The following is a 25153-nucleotide window of genomic DNA, read 5'->3' as shown; positions in this document are numbered from 1 at the left end:
CTTAATGGTTTTTAAAACGGCAAAAATTAGTTTGAGTAAGAACGAAATTGGTCATGGTGAGGATTAATGACAAAGGGTATTGATAAGTACAGTATTGATAGTACTGACTATACGATTGGACAAGATAATGTCCAAAAATGGGGGTTTGATGTGCATAACCCCGTCTTCGGAATCAGCGCAGGTTTCATTGCTCTTCTTCTGGCGCTTACCATTGTGGTTGATGCGGAAACCGCCAAATCGGCACTTGATGGTATCAAATGGTCAATCATCAATAAGTTTGACTGGTTGTTTATGTGGTCTGGCAACATCTTTGTCGTATTCTGTTTAGCCTTGATCGTGTCGCCATTTGGTAAGATCCGCCTCGGTGGGACCGATGCAGTGGCAGACTACTCGTTTATGTCTTGGCTTGCGATGTTATTTGCAGCGGGTATGGGCATTGGTCTTATGTTCTGGAGTGTGGCTGAACCGGTTGCGTATTTTACCGGTTGGTACGAAACGCCTCTGGGTGTTGCAGCCAATACAGAACAAGCCCGAGAGCTTGCGATGGGTGCAACTATGTTCCACTGGGGACTTCATCCATGGGCTATTTATGGCGTAGTCGCTCTTTCGCTGGCATTTTTCACTTATAACAAAGGGCTACCACTGTCCATGCGTTCTATCTTCTATCCGATTCTTGGAGATAGAGCGTGGGGCTGGGCGGGTCACATCGTTGATATTCTGGCGGTACTGGCGACCTTGTTTGGTCTTGCCACTTCTCTTGGGCTTGGTGCTCAGCAGGCCGCGAGTGGTATTCATCATGTATTTGGCATCGAGTCGGGAATGACACTGCAAATTATTGTGATTGCAGTAGTTACCTTGTTGGCTGTGGTTTCGGTTCTACGCGGTATTGACGGTGGTGTTAAGGTAATCAGTAACATCAACATGCTGGTGGCTTTTCTTCTGCTGATACTGGTCGCGATCATTGGTTATGCGGTTACATTCGCTGCTATTCCGGATACATTGTTTGCTTACCTTAAGAACATCATTCCTTTGAGTAATCCACATGGCCGGGAAGATGAGGCTTGGATGCACGGCTGGACAGTCTTCTATTGGGCTTGGTGGATCTCATGGTCACCATTTGTGGGCATGTTTATTGCGCGTGTGTCAAAAGGTCGAACAGTTCGTGAGTTCATTACCGCAGTCCTGATTGTACCTACTACAGTAACCGTGATTTGGATGTCGGTTTTCGGCGGTATGGCCATTGATCAGGTTGTTAATCAGGTAGGCACTTTGGGTGCAAACGGCCTGGGGGATGTTCCACTGGCGATGTTTCAAATGTTTGACGCACTGCCAATGGGAACGCTGTTGTCTATCATTGCCGTTATTCTGGTTTTGGTATTCTTTATAACTTCTTCTGACTCAGGTTCTCTGGTTATCGACAGCATTACGGCTGGCGGCAAGGTAGACGCTCCGGTCATTCAACGTGTCTTTTGGGCGTTTCTGGAAGGGGCAATCGCTGTGGCGTTACTATGGATTGGTGGCAGTGAAGCCATTCAAGCGCTACAGGCCGGTGCAATATCTTCGGCATTGCCATTTACCGTTATCCTACTGATGATGTGCGTGAGCTTGCTAATGGGTATGAAGACCGAGCGTTACTAGATAAAAAGCAATGAAAAGAGCGGCATTAAGCCGCTCTTTTTTTATGCACCGTAACATAGGTGCGCCTTTTCCAGCGCGTCAATATTCTTTGCACAAATGAATGGTTTCAGCGTATCAAATTTCTCTGTATCCCATTGATAGATATTGAGGTCGAGTAATCTCTGTGTCGTCTCTGAATCAAAGCGAGATTTGAGTATTTTTACAGGGATGCCGCCAACTGTAGTGTGGGGGAGACACATCCTTTGTTACCACGCTATTTGCTGCGTTTACCGCGCCCTCCCTAATAGACACGCCTGGCATGATCGTCACCATGCATATAACGCACGGCGGAAGCCTCAAAACCTTCGTCATACGCGTGACTATAGTAGCTATGTGTACCGCGTATATGGATGTTTTTGTTGCTCACCGTTTGATGAAGCTGCTCAAGTTGAGTCCAATGCTTATTGTTCATCGGAATTCTCACTAGTGGTCGTATGGTTTAAATATGCCAGTAGCGGCCAAAAGGCATCCGCGATAGCAAGAGGATACGAGGTTGTTTCAGGTAAGTAATGACGACGACAAAAGCAAATTGTCGAAAGTAGCCTTTATACATGTCGATGTCCTAAAGAAAAATGGGAGTTGGTCGATTATGTCGTATTGAATCAATTTTCAAGAATTATAGAAATGAATAAATTGATTCAATAATTGTTCGCGTCAATTAAATGCCGATATAAAGTTGTTTTAAGTCAATGTATTGTCGCTCGATTTTGCTGGAGATTATGGTTAATATGCACGCGTAGCCTAATGTCTCTTGGCAATTATAATTATAACAAACTCACAAAAAGTAGAATAATAACCTATGAACTTATCATTACGACAGAAGTTAATCGCCGCCACTTTAAGTGCGGTTGTTCTGATGGCAGTCGCTTTAACCATACTCGCCGCTAATCAGCTATCAACACAAACTAATGCTGCAATCGTCGCGCGGGCTCATAACGTCTCCTACGCAGCAGTAGAAGGTATTAAGAGCTGGGTTGATATTCGCAAGAGTATCGCTTCAGCGTTCAACGGGTTTGCGGACAAGCAAGACAAAGTTCCCTATTTACAGCAAGCACGTATAGCGGGTGGTTTTGACGACATTTTCTTTGGAACACCAGCTGGAGAAATGTACCGCTCCCATCCTGAGCGAAATCGCGCAGATTATGATCCGAGAACTCGTCCATGGTATCAGGATGCTCAGGCCGCGAATAAACAAATCATTACTGAGGCTTATCAGGACGCGATTACCAATGCGCTACTTGTTACTATCGCTGAACCTGTGAAACAACATGGTAGCCTGATGGGGATTGTTGGCGCAGACGTGCTTATCGATCAACTGATCGATGATGTAATTAGCCTGAATGTCGGTCGCAACGCCAGTGCCATGTTGATCGATTTGTCTAATGGTACTTTTCTCGCACACCCGAATAAAGGCTTGTTGCTTGAGCCGGTAAGTACATTAGGTCAAGGACTGAATATTCAGAGTATCCAACAAAGAGCTGCGGATAATTCAATTCTGGAGTTGACGCTTAACGGTACCGAAAAACTAATGTTCTTCACTAATATTCCGGGAACGAACTGGGTGTTTGCGATTGAACTCGATAAGGCGACGGAGCTTGCTGGTCACAAAACGGCACTGACTCAGTTGATCATTACATCTGTCGTCATCCTCATTCTTGTTGCTCTGGTGGCTTCATGGCTAATGAGTTTCCTGGTGACCGATTTAGCACGAGTATCAAAGGCACTAAAAGAAATTGCATCTGGAGAAGGCGACCTGACTCAGCGCCTTGAGCCTCGCAGTAACGATGAAGTCGGTCAGCTAGCAAGAAACTTCAATACCTTTGTCAGTTATATGCATGAGACCGTTATGCATTTAAAGGATGTCTCACTGGCACTAAGTGAACAGGCGAAAGACACGGCGGTGCATGCCCGCGTTCGCAGCCAGCGCATTCAAACTCAGCAAGATGAAATCAACATGGTTGCGACCGCGATCAATGAAATGGCAGCAGCCACCCAAGAGATCGCCAACAATGCGGATACGACTGCATCGAACTCCTCAGAGGCAGTGGGTGCAAGCAATCATGGCGCTGGACAAGTTTCCCAGACTCAGAGCTCGATTGAGAATCTTGCAAGGGAGGTCGAAGTCGCGACGGGTGTCATTCAGGAGCTTGAAATACATGGAAATAGCATCAATACGATCTTATCTACTATTCAGGATATTGCTGAACAAACCAACTTGCTGGCGTTGAATGCAGCAATTGAAGCAGCACGAGCGGGTGAGCAGGGACGTGGTTTTGCGGTCGTGGCCGACGAGGTTCGTGTATTGAGTCAACGTACTCATGCTTCTACTCAGGAAATTCAAAGTACCATTGAGACGCTGCAGGCAACAACGACTAAAGCGGTAGGAATCATGGATGATAGTCGTAAATTGGCGGATACCAGTGTGGACGATGCAAACTGCGCCGCGGCGAGTTTGACACAAATTCATGCAGCGGTAGAACAAATCAGCGATATGGCAGCACAGATAGCAACAGCAGCAGAAGAGCAGGCATCGGTAACCTCTGAGATTACCCGCAATACTCAAGGCATTCGAGATGTGTCAGACGAGTTGGCCGAAGAAGCGCAAGAAGCAGCGCAGCAAGCGGTGGAACTATCCGATCTATCGCAAAAACTTGAAAAAGAGATCGGCCGATTTAAAATTTAATCGCCAGTCATTTAAGTTAAAACCACTCCTCCAGAACCAGGGGAGTGGTTTTATTTTTCCGAAGTCTTATAACCAAAGTTCTCCGAGGGTATGGTTTCCTTCGAAGTGATAAGCCAGTTGCGCCTGAAGCAGCTCCGCTGTGGCAATGGCATCATTCAGGGCATGATGTGGCGGGTAGTCGGGTAATCCATAGCGTCGACGAGTCTGACCCAGTCGAACCGAATCTGCTCGTTTCCCTTTGAGCTTATTGATGATTCCCGCTGTCTGCTTAGCCTGATAATCGGACTCAATCTGCATCGTATCAACAACCGGAAAATCAATACCTTCGCCAATCATCCGCTGTAAAGCACTGTTCAGAAAACCCCGCTCTATCGGCCGGTAGTGAACCACAATAATTTTTCCTGCCAGCGCAGACAATACTTCACCCAGAATGTCATCCAGAGTAGGGGCATCCAGGATATCATTGTGAGTGATACCATGAATAATGACGGACTCTTCTTCTAACTTAGCTTTGGGTCTGATGGTCCAGTGCGCTGCTTCCCTTAAGCGAATTCGAGATGCAGAAAAAGGCACCAGACCAATGGAGAGTATACCTTCTTTGTCTGGATCCAATCCGGTGGTCTCGAAATCCAACGCGACAAACGGGACCTCCGATAGAGGCGTATCTTCGCCAGGGAGCCCGGCGGAGTAGAATGTCCGTAGCCTGCTGTCATTCGCTCGCTCTGCAAGGACGGAAAACTTGTGCTGCCATTGTACTGAAGGAGCCTGAAGCAATTTTTTGATCATGGGTTCCTACTTGAAACTGTTGTTGGCCTGATAGCGGAATTTAAGGAAGTTCTGCCCATTACTCAGGATCTGAAATGCGTCTTTGAGATTGCGTCGTTCAAAGTCCGACAGATTTTCAGGTTCAATGTTGTTATCCGGTTCGATGCCTTGTTCCACATCGATAGCTTGATGGGCAATACGTACCATGGAGATAAACTCCAAAGCATCTTTAAGGTCTCGCGCTCTCCCTTTCGGTAAAATGCCTGCCTCGTGGATATCATCCAAACGTTCAAATGAGTTGGTGGAGCGAGAGCCTACAGCGAGCGCATGTACCCGAATTAAATCCACCAGTGGGGCGGTACCACGGCGTTTAAGGTTAATCGAGTTGTTGTGACGACCATCTTTCTCCATCACAAAGTCTTTGAAGAAACCAAGAGGGGGCTTTCTGTTTAACGCGTTACGAGCCAGGCAAGCGAGGAATCGATTATTGCGTCTGGCTCGTCGGACAATAAAGCTATTGAGCTGCTCGGCCCATTTTAGCTTTCCATACACACCGTCTAAATCAAAGAAAATAGAGGCGTTAAGCAGTGCCTTAGGATTAGGATCATCAATCCAGTCGGAGAAGCATGCTTCCCACTCTTTGCGTGTCATGCGCCATTCCGGATTGGTCGCCATAATGTCACCGGTGCAGTAACTGTAGCCACAATCTGCTAGTGCATCGCAAATAAACTTGGAGAACGCTTCAAAGTACTGGCCATGCTTTTCCTCGACATAGCTATCGTCAAGAATGATGGCGTTGTCCTGATCGGTGACAATCAATTGCTCGTCTCTGCCCATTGAACCTAGTGCAAGAAAACAATATGGGATAGGTGCATGACCCAGTTGTTCTTCTGCCAGTTCAATAATACGTTGTTTAAAGCTACGCCCTATCACAGACATCGCAGTGCCCACCATGTGAGCATTAGCATCCTCATTCACCAAGCGAACGAAACTGTCTCTGACCTGTTCAGACAATGTCTTCAGTTCCTCGACGCTCTGCTGCTGGAAAATGCTGCTAACTAGCAGTAGAGAGTTTTGTGACTCATAACGGACGATGTCCGTTGTTTCGATAATGCCAATCGGCTTTTTGTTCTTGAGTACTGGTAAATGGTGAACGTTGTAGCGAAGCATCGTTAACATGGCTTCGTAAACGTAGGCATTGTGGTCGAGGGAAATGACATCGGTAGACATGACATTGCCCACTTCATCCTGAGGATCCAGGTTTTCCGCCAGTACCCGGGTACATAAGTCACGGTCAGTGATGATCCCAAGAACAGGAGACGTATCATCTTCGTCGTTGTCCACGACTTCGGGATCAATGATCAGCAGGGAAGATACCTGTTCTTCGGCCATTAACTTCGCGGCATTCTGAATCGAGCTAGAACGCTCGATAGTAGGCGCATCTCGGGTGAGCAAAGTCCGAACTTTAGATGTGGTCAAATCGTTTTCATTGGTATTACTGGAGACCGCCTGGCGCAAACGTACCGTGTCCTCCACTTCAACGAAGTCAGCGAAGACATCAAATCCGTCGTACAACTCCTGAAATATCTCAGCGGGCAAACAATAAACTAACGTGTCTTCGACAGCCTTAGCTGGGAAGCGTACTTTGTTGTTGGTCAGAAGACCCATTTGCCCGAATAAGTCGCCCTCATCGAGACGATTGTATAGTTCACCTTTACGCCGATAGATTTCGACCACGCCACTTCTGACCATATAGAGGTCGTGGATGTCATCACCAAAGTGAATGATCGGGGTATCCTGACGATAGTAGGCAATCTCCACGTGTTGTGAAGCATAGACGACGGTTTCTTCTGGTAGTTCGTCAAAAGGAGGGTGAGAGGCTAGGAAGTTCTGGATTTCGAGGATTTCTGCGTCCATGTGAGGCCTTAGTTGTCATTCGATCATTTAATATTACACGCAGATACAGAAAAGGTCAGCCGAAGCTGACCTTTTATTTCCAATTTTAAAAATCTAACATATTGATTCTTAAGCTTATGAGCTTAAAGAACGGCAGCGATCCCTTTACATAGAGGACCCATGTTTGATTTCGTCATACCAGCAACGCTGATACGACCAGAACCAACGATATAGATAGCAAACTCTTCTTTCAGACGGTTAACCTGTTCTTTGGTTAAGCCAGAGAAGGAGAACATGCCATTCTGACGCTCGATGAAGCTGAAATCTGCCGCAACCCCTTCTGCTTTCAGAGTAGCAACGAAGAGTTCACGCATTTCCTGAATACGGTCGCGCATTTCTGCTACTTCCTGTTCCCATTCTGCACGTAGCGCTTCGTTGTTTAGAATATGCGTAACAACCGCTGAACCGTGAGCTGGTGGGTTCGAGTAGATAGAGCGAATAATGCTTTTCACTTGAGAAAATGCAGTAGTTGCGATCTCTTCTGAAGCCGCTACGAGAGTGAATGCACCTACACGCTCGTTGTAGAGACCAAAGTTCTTAGAGAAAGAGCTCGCAACCAAAATTTCTTTGTTGTACTTAGCAAAAGTGCGCAGCCCTTGTGCATCTTCTTCTACGCCTTTGGCAAAGCCCTGGTACGCGAAATCGAACAGTGGAATCAATCCTTTGTCGGCGACAAGCTTAGCCAGTACTTCCCACTCATCACTTGTAGGATCTATGCCCGTAGGGTTATGACAGCAGCCGTGTAATAGTACGATGTCGCCTGCCGTAGCCTGTTCCAGATCGGCCACCATACCTGCAAAATCTTTGTCTTTTGTTTCAGCATCATAGTAGCGGTATTGAGCAGTTTCGATGCCGGCTGCAGTAAATACGCCGTTATGGTTGGCCCAAGTTGGATTACTGATCCAGATCTTCACTTCACCCAATTGGCGTTTGATGAACTCTCCCGCAACGCGAAGTGCACCTGTACCACCTGGTGCTTGAGCGGTTTTTGCTAATTTTTGGGTGACAATGTCAGAATCCGCGCCGAACAACAGTTTTTGTACTGCCAGACCGTATTCCGCCGTCCCTTCAATGGTCAGGTAAGATTTGGTTTTTTCTGTTTCCAGAAGGGCTGCTTCAGCTTTTTTTACGGTAGCCAGAACAGGGGTCTCACCTTGTTCGTTTTTGTAGATACCAACACCTAGATTGATCTTTTCAGCGCGAGCATCTTTTTTAAACTCTTCTGTCAGACCTAGGATTGGGTCGGCGGGTGCTGCAACAACTTTTTCAAACATATTCTTCATCCATGTTAATTGAAGGGGCAATCAAAACGTTTGTTAACAAACGACAACAGCCTATTTATACCTTTGAAGGCTATATGTGACAACTACATTAAAGAAGAAAACCAAAAATTATTTTGATTTGAAACAGAAAAGGCAGCTAATTCATTATTTGTGTATGAAAAGATTAGGCAATGAGGACGATAAGGGCAGGGTTTAGTGGCAACTACCGAGCCAGAGAGGCTCGGCAGCCGTTTGTGGAAATGTTGCAGATGGCTCTGACTTAGTCGTCGTGACCTTTGAGTTTATGTTCTGACTCGACAGCTTCGTCTTCGATTTCAGGATGTTTGTCGAGTTTGCTTTTCATCCATTCATTCATATGTTTTACGATGGCTCCGGCAGCATGTTCTTTGGTTGCTTCCTCGCTGTTGCCAACCTCAAGTGGTTGTTTGGGGTGAAGCCCCATTTCATCTTCGGCAACATGCAACCAGTCAGGATGCCAGTAATAGGGATAACCATTGGATGTCTCCCACTTATGGACACCATCGGTTTCGCCATAATATTCAATATCTTTATCTGTGAATTTGCCCATTGTGACACCTCTTAATTAAGTAACGCCAACACTCTAAATGTAGTGGGAGATTAAACAATTACCAACCTTAAATTGCGTTAGAAAATGCAAAGTTAGCGTTCAAATTTCGAGTTTTTAGATACATACAAAAAAGGCCACCCGATAGGGTGGCCTTCACAGAATTGGTGGCGATTAGAAGTTGGCACTTCTTGGGGTACGTGGGAATGGAATTACATCACGTACGTTAGCCATACCCGTCACGTAAGAGACCAGGCGCTCGAAACCGAGACCAAAGCCTGCGTGTGGGACTGTGCCGTAACGGCGTAGATCACGATACCAGTTCATGTGCTCAGGATCGATGTTCATCGCACGCATGCGGTCATCCAGGATGTCCAGACGCTCTTCACGCTGTGCACCACCGATGATTTCACCGATACCTGGTGCCAGAACATCCATCGCTGCAACCGTTTTGCCATCTTCGTTCAGACGCATGTAGAATGCTTTGATGTCTTTCGGGTAGTTCTTAACGATAACTGGTGCTTTGAAGTGCTCTTCTGCCAGGTAGCGCTCGTGCTCAGAAGACATGTCGATACCCCATTCAACTGGGAATTCGAACTCGCGGCCAGAATCTAGAAGGATTTGGATCGCGTCGGTATAGTCAACTTGCGCAAAATCAGCATCTACAAATTGCTCTAGACGAGAAATGGCTTCTTTGTTGATACGCTGAGCGAAGAACTCAAGGTCATCACGGCGCTCTTCAAGTACTGCTTTGAATACATACTTCAGCATGTCTTCTGCTAGCTTAGCTACGTCTTCAAGGTCTGCGAATGCAACCTCTGGCTCAACCATCCAGAATTCCGCCAGGTGGCGACTGGTGTTTGAGTTTTCTGCGCGGAAAGTAGGACCGAACGTGTACACTTTGCTGAGTGCACAAGCGTATGCTTCAGCGTTTAGCTGACCAGATACGGTTAGGAATGTCTCTTTACCGAAGAAGTCCTCGTTGAAATCGACATCGCCTTTTTCAGTGCGAGGCAGGTTCTCTAGGTCTAGTGTAGAAACGCGGAACATTTCACCTGCGCCTTCAGCATCAGATGCTGTGATAAGCGGCGCTGACGTCCAGAAGAAACCTTGCTCGTGATAAAAGCGGTGAATCGCTTGAGACAGACAGTTACGAACTCGTGCAACCGCACCGATCACGTTGGTACGTGGACGAAGGTGTGCAACTTCACGTAGATACTCGATAGAGTGGCGAGTTTTAGCCATTGGGTAAGTATCGGCGTCTTCAACCCAGCCCACTACTTTAACGTTAGTGGCTGCAAGCTCAAAGTCTTGGCCTTTTGCTGGAGATTCTACGATGGTACCTGTCACTTCAACTGAACAACCTGTTGTCAGTTTTAGGACTTCTTCTTCGTAATTATTAAGATTATTAGGGACCACGGCCTGAATCGGGTCGAAACAAGAGCCGTCGTAGATGGCAAGGAAAGAGATTCCAGCTTTGGAATCACGACGTGAACGGATCCAGCCGCGTACAGTGACTTCACTGTCTACAGCTAGCTTACCGCTTAGTACGTCAGTTACAGGCGCGTAAGTCATGTTATTAATCTTCTCCATGGAGGTAACAATACAACCCAATGATGATATTGACTAAAAAGCCATCACAACATTGGGCTGTTACTAAATTTCATTTCAAGCAGACATATTACCTGTCAAATTTCATGGTTCAACCTTTATTGTGGTTATTCAGCATAAATTGATTCAGTAATGTATCCAGTTGGTGGGAGAGTTGCTGCAAATCCATACTAATTTGGTGGGTTTGAGTCGCTGACTCTGACGCCTCGTTGGCATGCTTGGTGATGATTGCGGTTTTTTGTCCCACAGCGTCACTGGTGACAGTATTTTGGTGTATCTGATTTTGAACCTGAGCTGCGATGCTGGTTGTTGACTCAATTTGTTCCACAACATGTTGCATCTTAGCTGCAAGAGCCTGCACCTCGTCTGCACGTTGGTGTGCAGTCTCAGACACCTGATTTACGGCCTCTACAGAGAAACTGCTTCCTTGCTTAAATTTGGCTATGATGGTTTCAATGTCGTTGGTAGCCTCAGTTGTTCGACTGGCTAATGAACGTACCTCATCCGCCACGACGGCAAAACCGCGGCCCTGTTCTCCAGCACGGGCTGCTTCGATGGCCGCATTGAGTGCCAGCAGGTTGGTTTGATCGGCAATACCTTTGATGATCGATAAAATGGCGGAGACCTGCTCAGTCTGTTCATTCAGTTCAGAAATGTGAACGGATACCTGCGAAATGTCCTGAACCAGAGATTCGATGTCGTTGCTAGCGGTTTGCGCTTCATGGCTACTTTGCTTTGTTAATTCACAGGTTTGTTGCATCAAAGTCGAAGCACGCAGCGTTTCCTCGCTGACTAAAGATTGTTGACTCTTCATAGAGTGCATACTGGTTTCGACAGATGCTGTTTCGTCCAGTTGACGTTTGGCTGTGGATTCGTTGCTTTCAGCAATGGCTGTGAGTTTATCCGCGTTGTTACTGACTGTGTGAGCGGTTGTTTTAACCTGTTCCAGACTGTTAGAAACGGTGGTCAAAAATGCGTTGATGTCTGTCGCTAAATCACCCACCTCATCGTTCTGTCCTTTTTCCAGTCGAATAGACAAGTCTTTGCTTTGACTCACTCGGGTCATAAATTGAGAGGTTTTCTGAACCGGGCCCACGATAAAACGGCGGGTAATAAAGATGGTTGCCAGATAGCCCAGAAAGGCGATGGTTGCCATGATGGCAATAGCAATGGCTGTTCTCTTATTGATCATGGAGTTAACGTGACTTAGGTTGTACTCAATCCGTATTGCTCCCAAGACCTCACCTTCTTGAGTCATATGACAAGCAATACAGTTTGTACCGCGATAGTTTTCGCTGGCGCGCATTGGCAGCGCAACAACCAGACCATTGCCCCATTCAGCGTTGAAGCGTTCTAATACGGTTTCTCCCATAAGAGCTCGTTGATCGATGGCATCCAGTGCGGTTTGATTGTCGAGGCCACTGCCGTACAGCTTACTGACTGCTTCGCCGCGCAGCACTCGTACGTTTTCAATGTTCTCTTGTGCCAGCGCTTTGTGACGTAAGGTTTCTTTTTGCGCCATAGTCCCAGTGATCATCATCATGTTCAGACTATCAAAGTAATTACTGGCTTTGTCGTGTAGCTGTTCGCCTAGTACGGAGTAGATAAGATCCCGCTGCTGGTTGTACTGATAGGTCGTCGAGGCGATGACGACGGTTCCAAAGACTAAGATTAGTGCAATGAGGAGTTTATTAGTTATTGAGAGTCGCATAGTTTTTATTGTTAATGATAATGACTGACTTGGTGAATGGTAAGTTAATATCAATAAGTTAAGGAAGATCAATATGCAAAAAACCTCGCAATGCTCATGGTTTTTTATGCAAGTTGACCCATTTATGAGAATCAATACGCTAAACAGTGTGTTTCATTGTTTTTGGTAATAATTCACCTCGCAAAGCAAACTCAGGGCATCCATTGACTGTCCATAGAATCTTTATCAGTTTCTGACTCAATACTGACAGCGTAACCGGGCGTGGAGCGTAAAACGAACCTCTATGTAACCAAATGTTATTGAACATGTCTGCACAACCTATTGAATCAAAAGAAAACCGACAACTACTCGGACAGCGAAAACTTGCTCGGCCCCTGGTCATCTTATTGCTGGCCTGTCTTTCATCTTACTATTTGTGGGTATTGTTCCTGGCTGCCCACCCGAATGTTTCGACGGCTTACCGAACTTACTATATTGAGAAAAAAACCTTGTACTGGGCCAAAGGAAACCTCGACCTGCTATGGCCTGCTTCAGGGATCGTTAGAGCGCAGGACAAGTCACCATACTTGAGTCGTCAGGGTTGGGAGCCACTGGCCGATGGCAAGGGCAGGGGGTTGTCTCACCGCGGCGGAGTGTTCTTCAATTTCGACAAAACGCCCATACATCCGATCCGTATTCAATTGACGCTCGATCAATCTATCACGGAGCCGGTATATGCGTCTTTTGATGGCATCAACAAGGTTCGATTAATGCCTCTCGATATGGATACTCTGGAAGGAATATTGCCGTCAAAGACACTGGTTCAAAACGCCTCGTTGCAGCACTTGCAAATTGAAACCCTGGCAAGCCTCAGTGTGACGCAGATTTCTGTCGCGGAGATGACGCAATGAAAAATATCAATAATTACATCTTGTCGATTTTAGTGCCCGTATTTAACGAAGAGGCGTCCATTGTGCCTTTTATGGCTGCATTGGATAACGCATTGGGTAGCATCAGAGAGAGACTGGACATTGTGTTTGTCAATGATGGCAGCAATGACAGTACTCGACAGGTGATCGAATCGGTCATTCATTCGGACTCAAGAGTCACTCTGGTCAACCTGGCGCGCAACTTTGGTAAGGAATCAGCCATGACAGCGGGGCTTGATCATGTTCAAGGCGATGCGTGCGTCATTATGGACGTGGATTTGCAAGACCCTCCGGAGCTTATTCTGGAGTTTCTGGCACTTTGGCAGACCGGAGAGTGGGATACCGTCTATGGTGTGCGTGTCGATCGTTCAAAAGATACGTTCTTAAAACGCCTTACTGCTGGCGGATTTTATCGATTCTTCAACTGGATTTCGTCGGAAACAAAGATCCCCGAAAATGCAGGCGATTTTCGTCTAATCGACCGAACGGTTATCGAGGCCATCAGGCAATTGCCGGAGCGTAACCGATTTATGAAAGGTCTGTTGGCCTGGACAGCATTTCGTTCAACAGGTGTGTATTTTCAGAGACCGGAGAGAGTGGCTGGAGAGACTAAGTTCAATTACTGGAAACTGTGGAACTTCGCTGTTGACGGTATCTTTAGTTTTACAGCGTGGCCACTGCGGATATGGGGCTTCATCGGTTGCGCGATTTCCGTGTTGGCCTTTCTGTTCATGTTGAAAATTATCATCGGTGCAACGTTTTTTGGAATCAAAACTCCGGGTTATGCGTCAACTATTAGCGTCGTTCTGTTTCTGGGCGGTATTCAGCTTATTTCGTTGGGCATTATTGGAGGCTATATCAGCCGTATGTATCGAGAACTAAAGCAGCGACCTATTTATCTGATCGAAGGCGTATACGGTCGTTATCAAACCAGCGAACAATCAGCAGAACAAGCACAACAGTCAAAAGCGAGTTAACCGGATGCAACAACCAAATCTTACAATTTCCAGGCAGCAGTGGCTGACGATCTTCTTTGCTGTTTTGGTCAGTCGAGTGGTGTTTTACAGCGTGGGATTGATCGGCACACACGTGTATAACCCAGAAACCGTAGCCGAGCTGGACATCTGGCAACAAATCTGCCGCTTTGACTGTATGTGGTTTCAGCGCATCGCAGACGATGGCTATGCCTTGGTACCCAGTTACATGAAAGGAGGCAATGCCGCTAACTGGGCCTTTATGCCCGTCTCACCTTACTTAGGAAAGTGGGTGTCATGGATAGTAGGCGATACGAACTTTGCCTTGATTCTGGTTTCTAATTTCACCTTTTTTATCAGCGTTGCCGTTTTCTTGCTGGCGCTTAAGCAGTTGCGATTTAGTGATGAAATCCAGGATGTGGCTATTTGGTTATTGTGTTTTTCACCTTATACCGTTTACGCCTTGTCGGGGTACTCTGAACCCTTGTATATCGCGCTGGTTAGTGGGGTGTTTATTGCCTGCTATCGCCAGAACTGGTGGTTGGCCGGGCTGTTGGGGCTGGTGGCTGCAATTACCCGTAACCTGGGTATCATGCTGGTATTTTCGGTGTTGGTTTTTGGAATACAGGCCTACGGTACATCCAGCTTTTTCCGGCTCAGGAATAATGCACTGTCGGTATTGGCTGCCATTTGGTTGATACCTCTGGCCTTTTTTACTTACATGGCGTATTTGCATTTTCATATGGGAGATGCGTTGGCATTTGGCCACATACAAATTGCCTGGGGTCGAGTATTCAGCAACCCGCTGGAGTGGCTGGTTTATGGCGTTGAGAAAGGTGGGGCAAAACTCTATCTGGCCTTGGTATCTCTTGGGGGATTTGCTCTCAATGGCTACCTGTGGTTTAGAAAACGATACGCTGAAGCGCTATTTATGCTGATCAACTTGTTAATACCACTTTCGTCAGGGGTTAACGCTATGCCCAGATACATATTTGGTCTGTATCCAACCTATCTGGCGATCATGATGCTGTTAGAACGGTTTCCTAAAGCTCGAATGCCCGTGCTGTTAGTAGGTGCAGCGGTCTCTACCTTCTTTACTATTGGCTTTTTCTCCAGCGTATTCTTTACGGTATAGCTTGAGATACGGCTCGGTTTTCAGTAGGATTGCCTGTCATTTTTTATCAGAGATATCCTATGAAAACTGAGTTGTATAAAGAGTTCATGTTCGAAGCTGCTCATCATCTTCCAAATGTTCCTGAAGGTCATAAGTGTGGACGCTTACATGGACACTCTTTTTTAGTGCGTCTCTACGTAGAAGGTGAAGTTGACCCGCACACAGGATGGGTAGTGGACTTTGCAGAAATCAAAGCGGCGTTTAAACCTATCTATGACCGTTTGGACCACTATTATCTGAATGATATTGAAGGTCTTGAGAACCCGACAAGCGAAGTGCTTGCCAAGTGGATCTGGGGTCAGTTGAAGCCAAGCCTTCCATTACTAAGCAAAGTAGAAATTAAAGAAACGTGTACTGCAGGTTGTATCTACAAAGGCGAATAAATCGCTAGCTGTTAAACGTTACTAAGACCATAAAAAAACCGAAGCTCAGGCTTCGGTTTTTTGTTATTGGGATTTGCTTATTAGCAGACCACTTTGATTGCCAAACCACCCTGAGAAGTCTCACGGTATTTGGCATTCATGTCTTTACCGGTTTCTAGCATGGTTTCGATAACTTTATCCAATGAAACACGTGGTGCAGAAGCACGACGTAGAGCCATACGAGTAGAGTTAATCGCTTTAACCGCTGCAATACCGTTACGCTCAATACACGGTACCTGAACTTGCCCTGCAACTGGGTCACAAGTTAGACCAAGGTTGTGCTCCATTGCGATTTCTGCTGCCATGCATACCTGCTCCGGGCTTCCACCCATAAGCTCAGCAAGACCAGCCGCCGCCATAGAACATGCAACACCAACTTCACCCTGACAACCTACTTCTGCACCAGAGATCGAGGCATTTTGCTTGTATAATCCACCGATTGCACCAGAGGCTGCAAAGTAGCGGATGTAGTCTTTTTCGGTTACGGTTTGGATAAACTTGTCGTAGTAAGCAAGCACCGCTGGAATAATGCCACAAGCACCGTTGGTTGGAGCGGTAACAACACGGCCACCTGCTGCGTTCTCTTCGTTTACCGCAAAAGCGAACATGTTCACCCAGTCAACCACTGACATAGGGTCTGTTGTGGTTTTTTCTGATGTGATCAATTGTTGACGAAGTGCTGCTGCACGACGTGGAACACGCAGAGGACCTGGCAGAATACCTTCAGTGTTCATACCGCGTTCCATACACTCACGCATGGTTTTCCAAATATTGGCGAAGTAAGTACGAGTCTCTTCATCAGAGTGTACAGCGTGCTCATTAGCCATAACCAATGTACTGATTGATAGGCCGTTTTCTTTACACAGCTCTACCAGTTCTTCCGCTGAGTTGAACTCATAAGGGGCTTTTAATGCCGATACTTCTTCTTTTCCGAAGTGCTCTTCATCAACAATAAAGCCGCCACCGATAGAGTAGTAAGTTTTTGAATACGCTTTTTCGTCATCGATCCAAGCGTGGATCTGCATGCCGTTTTCGTGCAGCTCTAAATTGGTGGAGTGGAAGTTCATGCCGCCGTCACGAGGAAATGCAACGGTGTGACAGTGCATGCCAACTGGAAGACGCTCTGTTTCTTCAACACGGGCAATAAATCCTGGGATTGAGTCGATGTCGACTTTTTCTGGTGAGTTACCAGCTAAACCCATGATGATTGCGATATCTGTGTGGTGACCTTTCCCTGTCAGTGATAGTGATCCATAAACATCTACAGTGATCTTGGTGATGTCTCTTAGCTTACCCATAGAGCGCAGGTCATCGATGAATTCTTTACCAGCTTTCATCGGGCCTACGGTGTGAGAGCTTGAAGGTCCAACACCAATTTTGTAGATATCAAAAACACTGATCATACTGATTTACCTCTAGAAAAGCCCCCAAAGTACATGGAGGCTTATATTATCGTTATTGTTTAATCGAGATGTTCAACTGACAAAGTCAATTAAAAAGCGCCGTAGATTACAGAAGTAATTGCTGCAATACCACAGATTGCTGTAAAGATTTGTACAGGCGCTGATGTTTTGTACTTCGCCATAGCGGGTACTTTTTTCATTGCGAATACAGGCATCAAGAATAGGATAGCGGCAATCATTGGCGCACCCATGGTTTCAATCATGCCCAGGATGCTTGGGTTGATAATAGCTACAATCCAAGTAGTGATAACGATGAATAGTAGAGACGCTTTCTCGATCATAGAAACTGGCGCTTTAGAACGAGATTTACCTAGACCGACAAGACCTTCGTGTGCACCCAGGAAGTGACCAAAGTAGCTTGAAGTGATTGCTGCGAACGCTACAACAGGACCAAGGATAGAAATCAGTGGTGATTCGTGAACGTTAGCCAGGTAAGAAAGAACAGAGATGTTTTGCTCTTGTGCGATGGCCAGTTGTTCTGGAGATAGAGACAGAACGACAGAGAATACGAAGAACATGACAAAACCCATTAGCATCATCGCTGCACCGCCAGTGATCATGTCAGTCTTCTTAACTGCATCTTCACCGTAGACACGACGCTGTTCTTTAGAGAACTGGCTGATAATTGGGCTGTGGTTGAAAGAGAATACGATAATAGGAATCGCTAGCCAGATAACTGAAGGCATTGAACCCCAGTCTGGGCTCACGCTCATCATTGATGTATTCCAATCAGGGATAAGGTATAGAGACAACGCTAATAGAATGAATACTAGAGGGTAAACCATCGCTGAAGTTGCTTTCAGCATGAGTTCTTTACCGAATACTACACCACAAGTCATTGCCGCAATCAGACAGCCTGATAGCAACCAACGTGGAATAGATTCCATACCCATTTGGTTTACCAGGAATGAATCAACGGTGTTTGTGATACCTACACCGTAGATTAGTACGATTGGATAGATAGCGAAGAAGTAAGCAAAAGTGATGAGGTTCGCACCTGTTTTACCAAAGTGTTCTTCTACTGTGTCGGTGATGTCTGCTTCTGGATTCTTAGCAGAAAGAACGAAGCGCGCCAGGCTTTTGTGTGCAAACCAAGTCATTGGTGCTGCGATTAGGGCTAGGATAACTAATGGCCAGAAACCGCCAGCACCTGCTTTAATTGGAAGGAAAAGTACGCCAGCGCCAACCGCTGTGCCAAATAGTGAGAGGGCCCAGGTGAAATCTTTATAGGTCCACTTGGACGTAGAGCGGCTCGCTGCCGCAGTAGTTGTGGTAGTCATAGTTTGATACTCATTTTTTGGGAACAGGAAATAAGTCGGGGGCAATTTTGCATGCTTTTCTCACGCAAAAATTAGATCTAGGTCATGATTTGTGTTGGGATATTGACACTAATGATGGTTTCGTTATTTGGGTCACGTTTTTTACGTGCCAGAGATTAGTTTGACTAAGTATTGCCATTAGTTTTTCTAATGAGAGTTTGAGCAAACGATTGGCTGTGGTTGTAATATTGTTAGCTTAGTTGTAACTGTGTTTGTAAACTTTCAATAATTTGTGCTGTGACGCCCCAAATGAAGTGCTCTTTATAGGGAATAGACAAGACTCGGTGAGTGGCCCCACGTACAGTGAAGTTAACAGCAGACATATTTTCTGCGCGCGCGAGGAATTCCAACGGAACCTCAAAGAGTGTATCCACCTCATTGGCATCAATGACAGGCTGGTAATTACTGTCAACAAAAGCCAAAACAGGTGTGACATGAAATTCTGTGACTGTGACCAGTTTAGGAAGCTGACCAATCACGGAAACCTGTTCATAGTGGAGCCCTATTTCTTCTTTTGCCTCTCTAAGAGCGGTGTCGATAATCGTTCTGTCATTTTTTTCTACTTTTCCACCAGGGAAGCTTACCTGACCCGGATGATGTTTGAGGTGTTGAGCTCGTCTGGTTAAGATGACATTCAATCGGTTATTGCGTTCGACCAAACCAATGAGAACACTTGCTTGTCTCAGGTTATCCATGCGGATATGGGCTGTGCGTATTTTTGAACTCGCATGATAGTCGGCAAGTTGATGAAGCTGAAATCGTTCTAGAAATTCATATTTGGTCATTATTTGTACTGCTAGCCCTTGGTTAACTGGCCGAGGCAAGGTAATCGATAACCTGCTGGTTTATTACTGCAAGTCCTTTAATCACATGTTGTACGTCGTCTTCGTGGGGAGCGATACCGTCTCTGGTCGCATTTTCAATGGATTGCAATCTGGCTACTGTATCGGATTCACCAAAACTAGATAGGATACCTTTGAGAGAATGGGCGGTAAGAAATAAATCACTCCAGTTCTGCGCTGTATAGTGTGACAGGATTTTATCTGAACCGTCTTCGTGTTCCTCTAAGAATGCCGTGAACACTGCCTGAATTATGTCCTCATCGTCATCCATATAGCTGCGTAACACATCAAAGTTGATCATTTCCATTCCCCTTTACCGCCAATGCGCTGACTTCTAATTATATATTCTATCTACTTCAGTTAGTTACAAGAATAGTACAGATTTTGGCTTTCCATCTACTTTCGTGGTGTCCATCTAAACGGAGCTGGTGAAATGGAAGGAAATTTAAACTTTTTAATTAAAAATAATGAAATCTCTATGATCATATCGGTGTAAATTTTGATGCATAACTTAAACGCGTCTATGCTTACTGTGCGGTCCAGATCACATCATAATAACAAGTTGGCTAGGGGCGCGATAAATCATAGGAGTTTGATCATGAGCGCAAGGATAGAAAGGCTTAATCATCCGAGTGATACAAAAAGTACCGATTTTTACTCACAGTACATTCATGAGGTTGTCGGTATTGATTTACTTTCGCCTGAACAGGAATATCACTATGCCACGTTGGCACGAAGCGGAGATAAGAGTGCCAGAGATGTACTAATTGAATCCAACCTTAGATTGGTCGTCAAGATAGCACGCAGTTACACCAAAAGAGGGCTGAGTAATCATACCATCCTAGATCTTATCGAAGAGGGCAACCTTGGGTTGATAAAGGCGATAGATAAGTTCGAGCCCGATAAAGGATTCAGATTTAGCACCTATGCAGTATGGTGGATCCGGGAAAGTATCGAGTCCTCGTTGATGAATACGGGGAGAACGGTCCGGCTCCCTGTCCACGTGATAAAAGAAATCAATCGGCTATCCAGGCAAACTAAGGAGATTGTCAATGATCTAAAACGCTCCCCCTCAGTTAAAGAAATCGCCGACAAGACCGCAAGAACTCAGTCACACGTCAGCGACTTAATCCATATGAGTGGTTTTATTGAGTCCAGTGCATCGGTCGATATCGCTGACAAAGAGTACCAAAGTCTTGAAAATTGTCGCTCAGAGGCGATCCCTGAACCGTATGACCTTTGTCACAATGAAAAACTGCATCAAAGCCTTGAAAAGTTAGTTCTGTCACTTCCAGACAAGTATCGCGATATCGTCATTCATCGATTTGGCTTGTTTGGTAAGGAGGTGCTGACTCTGGACAGCCTTGGCGATATGTTTGGGCTATCAAAGGAAAGAGTGCGTCAGTTACAACAAGAAGGTATCAATAAATTGCAAAACAAGCTCCAGTTTGATGGTTGGTTAGGTTAACCTGGCTTTGCTGCTAATGCTCAGTGGCGAATAGCTTGCTTTTTTACTTTGCTCAACAAATAGTTGAGGCGCTCTTTTACAGGAGATGGTTCTAATGTGGTCAGCAGGCGTTGGAAGGCCGCCTGATACGATCGATGTTTGAGAACGTGCGTCAGGGTTGTTTCGAGTTTAGTCAGGCGCTCTTCTGTCTGGCGAGTTCGGAGCGACTGGGCCATTTTACCACCTGACGTACTTTCATCGTTTGCCCCAAAAACACGCATATAGCCACTTTGGTACCAAGCCTCAACCATTTCTCTCACTTCAATTTCTTCAATAGGCAACTCCTCCTCGGTGTATGAGTCCTGAGTCGGAAGGGGTTGGCTATATTCGCAATCGAATTTGTCATTGACGTATTTATACATGAATCAGTCTGGCTGCTTACTACCACTAAAGAATAGCATGGCTGATAACTGTGAGCTATTAATGAGTTTGAAAGATGAATGATATATGCCCAAGTCACCTTGAGATGCTTGGTTTAGCGAAAATCACTTGGGTATATCCAATTAAAATGTTGATAGTATTTGTCGAATTTCTGAGTTGTGGCAGGTTGAATGTTTGGTTAACAAGTAGTCGAGATATTGCTTTTCCAGTGAATTAACTTCCCAAAGTGAGATGATTCTTTTCGCGGCAGAATAGTAGGCTCTGCATCTAAATAACGTGTCTAATGTGCGGCTTAATCGACTAAAAACGCGAACTTGCTGCCAATAATTGTGCTTACTTAACTGCGCGTCAATATATGGTGATAGACCCGTCTTGCACCAGCACTCCAGTATTTCTCTTATCTCCAGTTCCTCTTCTGGGATATCGCCCAAGCTTAGCTGGGTCCTGGGTGGAGGAATCATGCAGTATTGTTCATCATAAATGTTTTCAACATAAAGATAGCTCACGATCATATTCCTTGTGCCTGTTTCCTACAACCTAGAATGGATTGTCTGTTAATCAACTTTAATTGCTACGAATATTGGTTTGATTTCATATAAAAACCTTCTAATTTAATAGTATGACCAGTTGGCGGTTTTGATAAATAAGTGAGAAATGCATGCTATCCGAGAAGGAACAAGCCGATAAGGTGTTTTGGTCTGAACATCTGTCTGAGGTGACCTCGTCGGTATCATCCGGGGCATTTTGGCAAAATTTGTTGGGCTTTCGAAGTAATGCGCAGCTTATTATGGCGCCATCCATGGCGAACATTAATCAAATTTTGGCGTCCGTGCGCGACGTGCAGTTCAATGGACTACCTACAGCCCTGCCAGTCGCCCTTGAAACTTCCCGGGGACAGCTATTGGTGGTGAAGTTTGAGATTTATCTGATAGCTGATAATTCAGTAAAAGGCAGTGTTCAGTTGCTGTCAACGGTTGATCGGAACACCGAGTCTCTGGCTGTCGTGGAGCATCTGTTGGACGATCCTTCGCGTGGCATCATGATTACTAGCAAAAACCATGAGGTATTGTTTGCGAACACTCGGCTGTGCTATGAGCATAACGTGTCAATTGTCAGTATCGTGGGTCGAGACATTGCAGACACTCCTCTGTTTCAAAGCGACGAGAAACACATCAAGGCATTTAAGGGGATGATCGAACTGCTTGGTGTTTGGAAAGGGGCAATGATAACTCATTCTCGAGAGTCGGAAGTGCATCTTGAAACCGTCAGAGTTAAAAGGCTCGCATTGTCTGATAACAGTCTGATGTACGTATACAGTTTCTTCGGCCAGCAACATTCAGCGGCTGAAGACACGAGCAATATCAAAGACATCAAACTGGTATCAGGGGAGATTCTTGACGAGGTCGCATTTCGCCATAGTGCCAGTAAACTTTCCAAAAAAGGTGGCAAACACATAATTCTTAGTTTTAAACCAAGGTTTTACAGTGAACTCGAACGCCAATCGAGGAATAAGGTGCTCAGTGCGCTCAAATCTTTTCATGAAATGGACAGCTTTGGGTATCTGGGAAGAAATACTTTTGTTGTACTGATTACGATCAGACAGGATGATATCAATGAGTTACGAACCGTCAATGTGCGCATTAAGCAGTTCTTCAAAGGGCTACGCAAATATTTAGATGATCACCTTGTGAATGATATCGCTGACGGACAAATCGGTGTCGCACTTCATGGTTTTAATCGGGCCAATATGGACGAGGTGATCTCACAGTCTGTTCAGGCCATGTACTTGCATGATTCAAGTTCGAGTAGCGTCAATTTCTACGATGAGAAAATGGTACAAGCGAACATACGCAAGAGACGACTGGAACAACTTCTTATCGACGCGATTAGAAATAACGGCATAGATGTTCATTTTCAGCCTATTGTTGACATCAAAACCAGTCAGGTCGTCAAACTGGAGGCATTGTGCAGGTTCAGTTTTAAAGATGTTTCTTACACGGTACAAGAGATGATTCATCTAGCAGAAGAGCTTAACTTAATTTCCAAATTAGACCTTATCGTTGCCGAAAGAGCCATTTCTGAATTCGTAGAAATTAAACAGGTAGTGCCTTACAAACTTGATTTGTCGCTTAACTGTTCTTTGGCAGACTCTGGAAAGCACTACACACATCTGGAGGAATTGTTTAAGTTGGTGGACAATTCGCCTCTTGAAAATAGTGAGGTGACTATAGAAATTACTGAAACTGCTTACTTTGAGAATAACTTCAACAACTCGAATCTACTGGAGAGAATACGAGCAGCAGGCGTAAAAATAGCGGTGGATGATTTTGGCACTGGTAATTCATCATTTTCATATTTTAGTGATTTTCATTTTGATGAATTGAAGATTGATCGAAAATTTATTTCGGATATCGATGCGATTAAGCAGAAGTATTTTGCCGTAAACATGTTACGTCAATTGTCGCATGATTTGGACATTAAAGTTGTGGCAGAGGGAGTAGAGAAAGCTTCTGAGCTTGAAACTCTTAAATCCATTGACGTTGACTATATTCAGGGCTATTTCTTCTACCGTCCAATGTCGGCTGGCCAAATCAGGCAAGAACTAAAGTATCCGCTGCGCACCCAAACTCATTGAGTATTAAAAAAGGGTATTGCGATGAAAGATACAGGGTACTCCCGACACCTGATCAGATTTGAAAGCGGGTTGTTTGTGTTTTCATGGGCCTATCTAGTAGAGAGTCACAGACTAATATTGGATGTAATTCCGCAACAAGTGTGGTGCGAACAAGGCTCTGGAGTGTTCAAAGATTATGGTTGTGGGATTTACGCGTATCAGCCCCTGTCCGCTAGCGATAAGCCGATCGTTTTGCGATGCATTTTGAATCAGTTTTCATTTTGTGTGAGGTGCCACTTATATAAAGGTGTGGCAATCCCAGTCCCGAAGCAGTTTCAGTTAAAGCCTGCAGTTATTAACTCCATAGCACATTCCGTGCTGCCTGATGGCACCGTGGTGATTCCTAGAACCCAACTTATGGATGCGGTAAACCACGAAATCTCGGTGAGCAACAAAGCCAGTATCAGCAAAGCAATACCAATCACCACCGGTTACAGCTGTCATTTGTCGTCCGATTTTTGTGTAATCGCCTCAACTAGAGTGGAACACGGAAGACTGGTCTACTCTACAAAATGTCAGCTAGAGGTCGAGATCTCCAGTATTGATAGCATACATACGTCCTCGACGATTGTTGACATCGATATGAATGTGATGAATCAACTGATGATTAAGACCTTTAACTTTAATGAGTTAAATGGCTGCCTGCAACAAACGGACTTATTGGATCTGGTGTCAACTTGCCAGAGCCCGATTTTGTTTGCGGACGTTGTTTACGAGCTGCAAGGACGTCGATACCTCAAAGCAAACGAAAATGGTTCATTTACCTTACCTGATAAACCCGAATACTCTGGTTTGGACTGCGCTTATGTCTATGGCATATCCGACGCTGTTGAATATGTAAATATTGCCGTTGCCATTCCAATTGAGATACTCGCCTCACTGCACTATAGCCTTGATAGGGCACTATACTCAAGTAACCTCAAGATGCTTGTTCAGCGAGAATTACTTGGCTTCTAGGCGCGGCAGTGATTTGAAGATCTAGTGGCTCTAAATCGAAAATCGCTAACAAAGCATATAAGCCAAGTAAACTCGCCCTTTGGGAGCTCATCAAGGTGCTCATTTCTGCGTCAAATAGCTTCGAAAGGGAATAGCCATTCCTTCAACTATTTTCCTTGAACTGAACACCTTGATGAAGCTCTGAGTCCTACATCTTGAGGTCACTTGAGTATATAGCTATTTGATTACAAACGATCAGTAGTTGGAATAGTGGTCGTTTTGTTCTAAAACTTAAAGAAAGG

At 45.3% G+C, this 25153-nt stretch carries 19 protein-coding genes and 3 pseudogenes; 10 read left to right on the top strand and 12 right to left on the bottom strand.

Annotation, left to right across the window (positions count from 1 at the left end):
• Positions 1-66: 66 nt before the first annotated feature.
• Complete coding sequence (locus C4S60_RS18905; protein WP_103881901.1) at positions 67-1638, top strand: BCCT family transporter; 1572 nt, start codon at positions 67-69, stop codon at positions 1636-1638.
• Between the two features lie 41 nt (positions 1639-1679).
• On the opposite strand, the pseudogene C4S60_RS18900 reads toward C4S60_RS18905, so the two are convergent.
• Positions 1680-2089, bottom strand: a pseudogene (locus tag C4S60_RS18900) (LbetaH domain-containing protein).
• Between the two features lie 387 nt (positions 2090-2476).
• On the opposite strand from C4S60_RS18900, the pseudogene C4S60_RS23980 reads away from it, so the two are divergent.
• Positions 2477-3190 (top strand): annotated as a pseudogene (locus tag C4S60_RS23980) (PDC sensor domain-containing protein); the annotation flags it as partial.
• Positions 3191-4360 (top strand): annotated as a pseudogene (locus tag C4S60_RS23975) (methyl-accepting chemotaxis protein); the annotation flags it as partial.
• A 66-nt stretch (positions 4361-4426) separates the two neighbouring features.
• On the opposite strand, the gene C4S60_RS18890 reads toward C4S60_RS23975, so the two are convergent.
• The 6 genes from C4S60_RS18890 to C4S60_RS18865 form a co-directional block, all read right to left on the bottom strand.
• On the bottom strand, positions 4427-5143 hold the full coding sequence (locus tag C4S60_RS18890) for a 3'-5' exonuclease (protein WP_167391002.1): 717 nt from the start codon (positions 5141-5143) through the stop codon (positions 4427-4429).
• Between the two features lie 9 nt (positions 5144-5152).
• Complete coding sequence (locus C4S60_RS18885) at positions 5153-7042, bottom strand: putative nucleotidyltransferase substrate binding domain-containing protein (RefSeq protein ID WP_103881898.1); 1890 nt, start codon at positions 7040-7042, stop codon at positions 5153-5155.
• Positions 7043-7164: 122 nt separating this feature from the next.
• Entirely contained in the window at positions 7165-8355 is a 1191-nt protein-coding gene (locus tag C4S60_RS18880) for an amino acid aminotransferase (RefSeq protein WP_103881897.1), read from the bottom strand.
• A gap of 268 nt (positions 8356-8623) precedes the next feature.
• On the bottom strand, positions 8624-8932 hold the full coding sequence (locus tag C4S60_RS18875) for a hypothetical protein (RefSeq protein ID WP_103881896.1): 309 nt from the start codon (positions 8930-8932) through the stop codon (positions 8624-8626).
• 171 nt (positions 8933-9103) lie between these two features.
• On the bottom strand, positions 9104-10504 hold the full coding sequence (asnS, locus tag C4S60_RS18870; protein WP_103881895.1) for an asparagine--tRNA ligase: 1401 nt from the start codon (positions 10502-10504) through the stop codon (positions 9104-9106).
• A gap of 127 nt (positions 10505-10631) precedes the next feature.
• A complete protein-coding gene (locus C4S60_RS18865; RefSeq protein WP_103881894.1) occupies positions 10632-12251 on the bottom strand; it encodes a methyl-accepting chemotaxis protein in 1620 nt (539 codons plus the stop codon).
• A 305-nt stretch (positions 12252-12556) separates the two neighbouring features.
• Here C4S60_RS18865 and C4S60_RS18860 point away from each other — a divergent pair, with 305 nt between their 5' ends.
• The 4 genes from C4S60_RS18860 to queD are packed head-to-tail and all read left to right on the top strand — an operon-like array spanning position 12557 to position 15690.
• Positions 12557-13141, top strand: coding sequence for a hypothetical protein (locus C4S60_RS18860; protein WP_146060882.1), 585 nt, complete (start codon positions 12557-12559; stop codon positions 13139-13141).
• Positions 13138-14136 carry a glycosyltransferase family 2 protein gene (locus C4S60_RS18855; protein WP_103881892.1) on the top strand — a complete coding sequence of 333 codons (999 nt, stop codon included), beginning with the start codon at positions 13138-13140 and terminating at the stop codon, positions 14134-14136. The genes C4S60_RS18860 and C4S60_RS18855 overlap by 4 nt, the downstream gene beginning before the upstream one ends.
• A 4-nt stretch (positions 14137-14140) precedes the next feature.
• Complete coding sequence (locus C4S60_RS18850) at positions 14141-15268, top strand: hypothetical protein (protein WP_103881891.1); 1128 nt, start codon at positions 14141-14143, stop codon at positions 15266-15268.
• 59 nt (positions 15269-15327) lie between these two features.
• Positions 15328-15690, top strand: coding sequence for a 6-carboxytetrahydropterin synthase QueD (gene queD / locus C4S60_RS18845; protein WP_103881890.1), 363 nt, complete (start codon positions 15328-15330; stop codon positions 15688-15690).
• Positions 15691-15770: 80 nt separating this feature from the next.
• On the opposite strand, the gene C4S60_RS18840 is transcribed toward queD, so the two are convergent.
• The 4 genes from C4S60_RS18840 to C4S60_RS18825 form a co-directional block, all read right to left on the bottom strand.
• On the bottom strand, positions 15771-17132 hold the full coding sequence (locus C4S60_RS18840) for an L-serine ammonia-lyase (RefSeq protein WP_103881889.1): 1362 nt from the start codon (positions 17130-17132) through the stop codon (positions 15771-15773).
• A gap of 89 nt (positions 17133-17221) precedes the next feature.
• Positions 17222-18472: an aromatic amino acid transport family protein gene (locus C4S60_RS18835; protein WP_103881888.1), complete on the bottom strand. Its 1251-nt coding sequence runs from the start codon at positions 18470-18472 to the stop codon at positions 17222-17224.
• Positions 18473-18702: 230 nt separating this feature from the next.
• Entirely contained in the window at positions 18703-19296 is a 594-nt protein-coding gene (locus C4S60_RS18830; RefSeq protein WP_103881887.1) for a CoA pyrophosphatase, read from the bottom strand.
• Positions 19297-19318: 22 nt separating this feature from the next.
• Positions 19319-19654 carry an Hpt domain-containing protein gene (locus tag C4S60_RS18825; RefSeq protein ID WP_103881886.1) on the bottom strand — a complete coding sequence of 112 codons (336 nt, stop codon included), beginning with the start codon at positions 19652-19654 and terminating at the stop codon, positions 19319-19321.
• A gap of 297 nt (positions 19655-19951) precedes the next feature.
• On the opposite strand from C4S60_RS18825, the gene C4S60_RS18820 reads away from it, so the two are divergent.
• On the top strand, positions 19952-20821 hold the full coding sequence (locus C4S60_RS18820) for a sigma-70 family RNA polymerase sigma factor (protein ID WP_103881885.1): 870 nt from the start codon (positions 19952-19954) through the stop codon (positions 20819-20821).
• Between the two features lie 20 nt (positions 20822-20841).
• Here the strand turns inward: C4S60_RS18820 and C4S60_RS18815 are convergent, their stop codons facing one another.
• Positions 20842-21222, bottom strand: a complete 381-nt coding sequence (locus tag C4S60_RS18815; RefSeq protein ID WP_103881884.1) for a hypothetical protein — start codon at positions 21220-21222, stop codon at positions 20842-20844.
• Positions 21223-21899: 677 nt separating this feature from the next.
• Here C4S60_RS18815 and C4S60_RS18805 point away from each other — a divergent pair.
• On the top strand, positions 21900-23876 hold the full coding sequence (locus tag C4S60_RS18805) for an EAL domain-containing protein (protein ID WP_103881882.1): 1977 nt from the start codon (positions 21900-21902) through the stop codon (positions 23874-23876).
• Between the two features lie 288 nt (positions 23877-24164).
• The gene (locus tag C4S60_RS23585) at positions 24165-24872 is read left to right on the top strand and encodes a hypothetical protein (protein WP_160111385.1); all 708 of its coding nucleotides are present in this window, start codon (positions 24165-24167) and stop codon (positions 24870-24872) included.
• Positions 24873-25153 lie beyond the last annotated feature (281 nt).

Source organism: Vibrio hangzhouensis, from assembly GCF_900107935.1.
GTDB classification, from domain to species: Bacteria; Pseudomonadota; Gammaproteobacteria; order Enterobacterales; family Vibrionaceae; genus Vibrio; species Vibrio hangzhouensis.
Note: the sequence above shows the minus strand (reverse complement) of the source record. Positions and strands in the feature narration are given on the sequence as shown.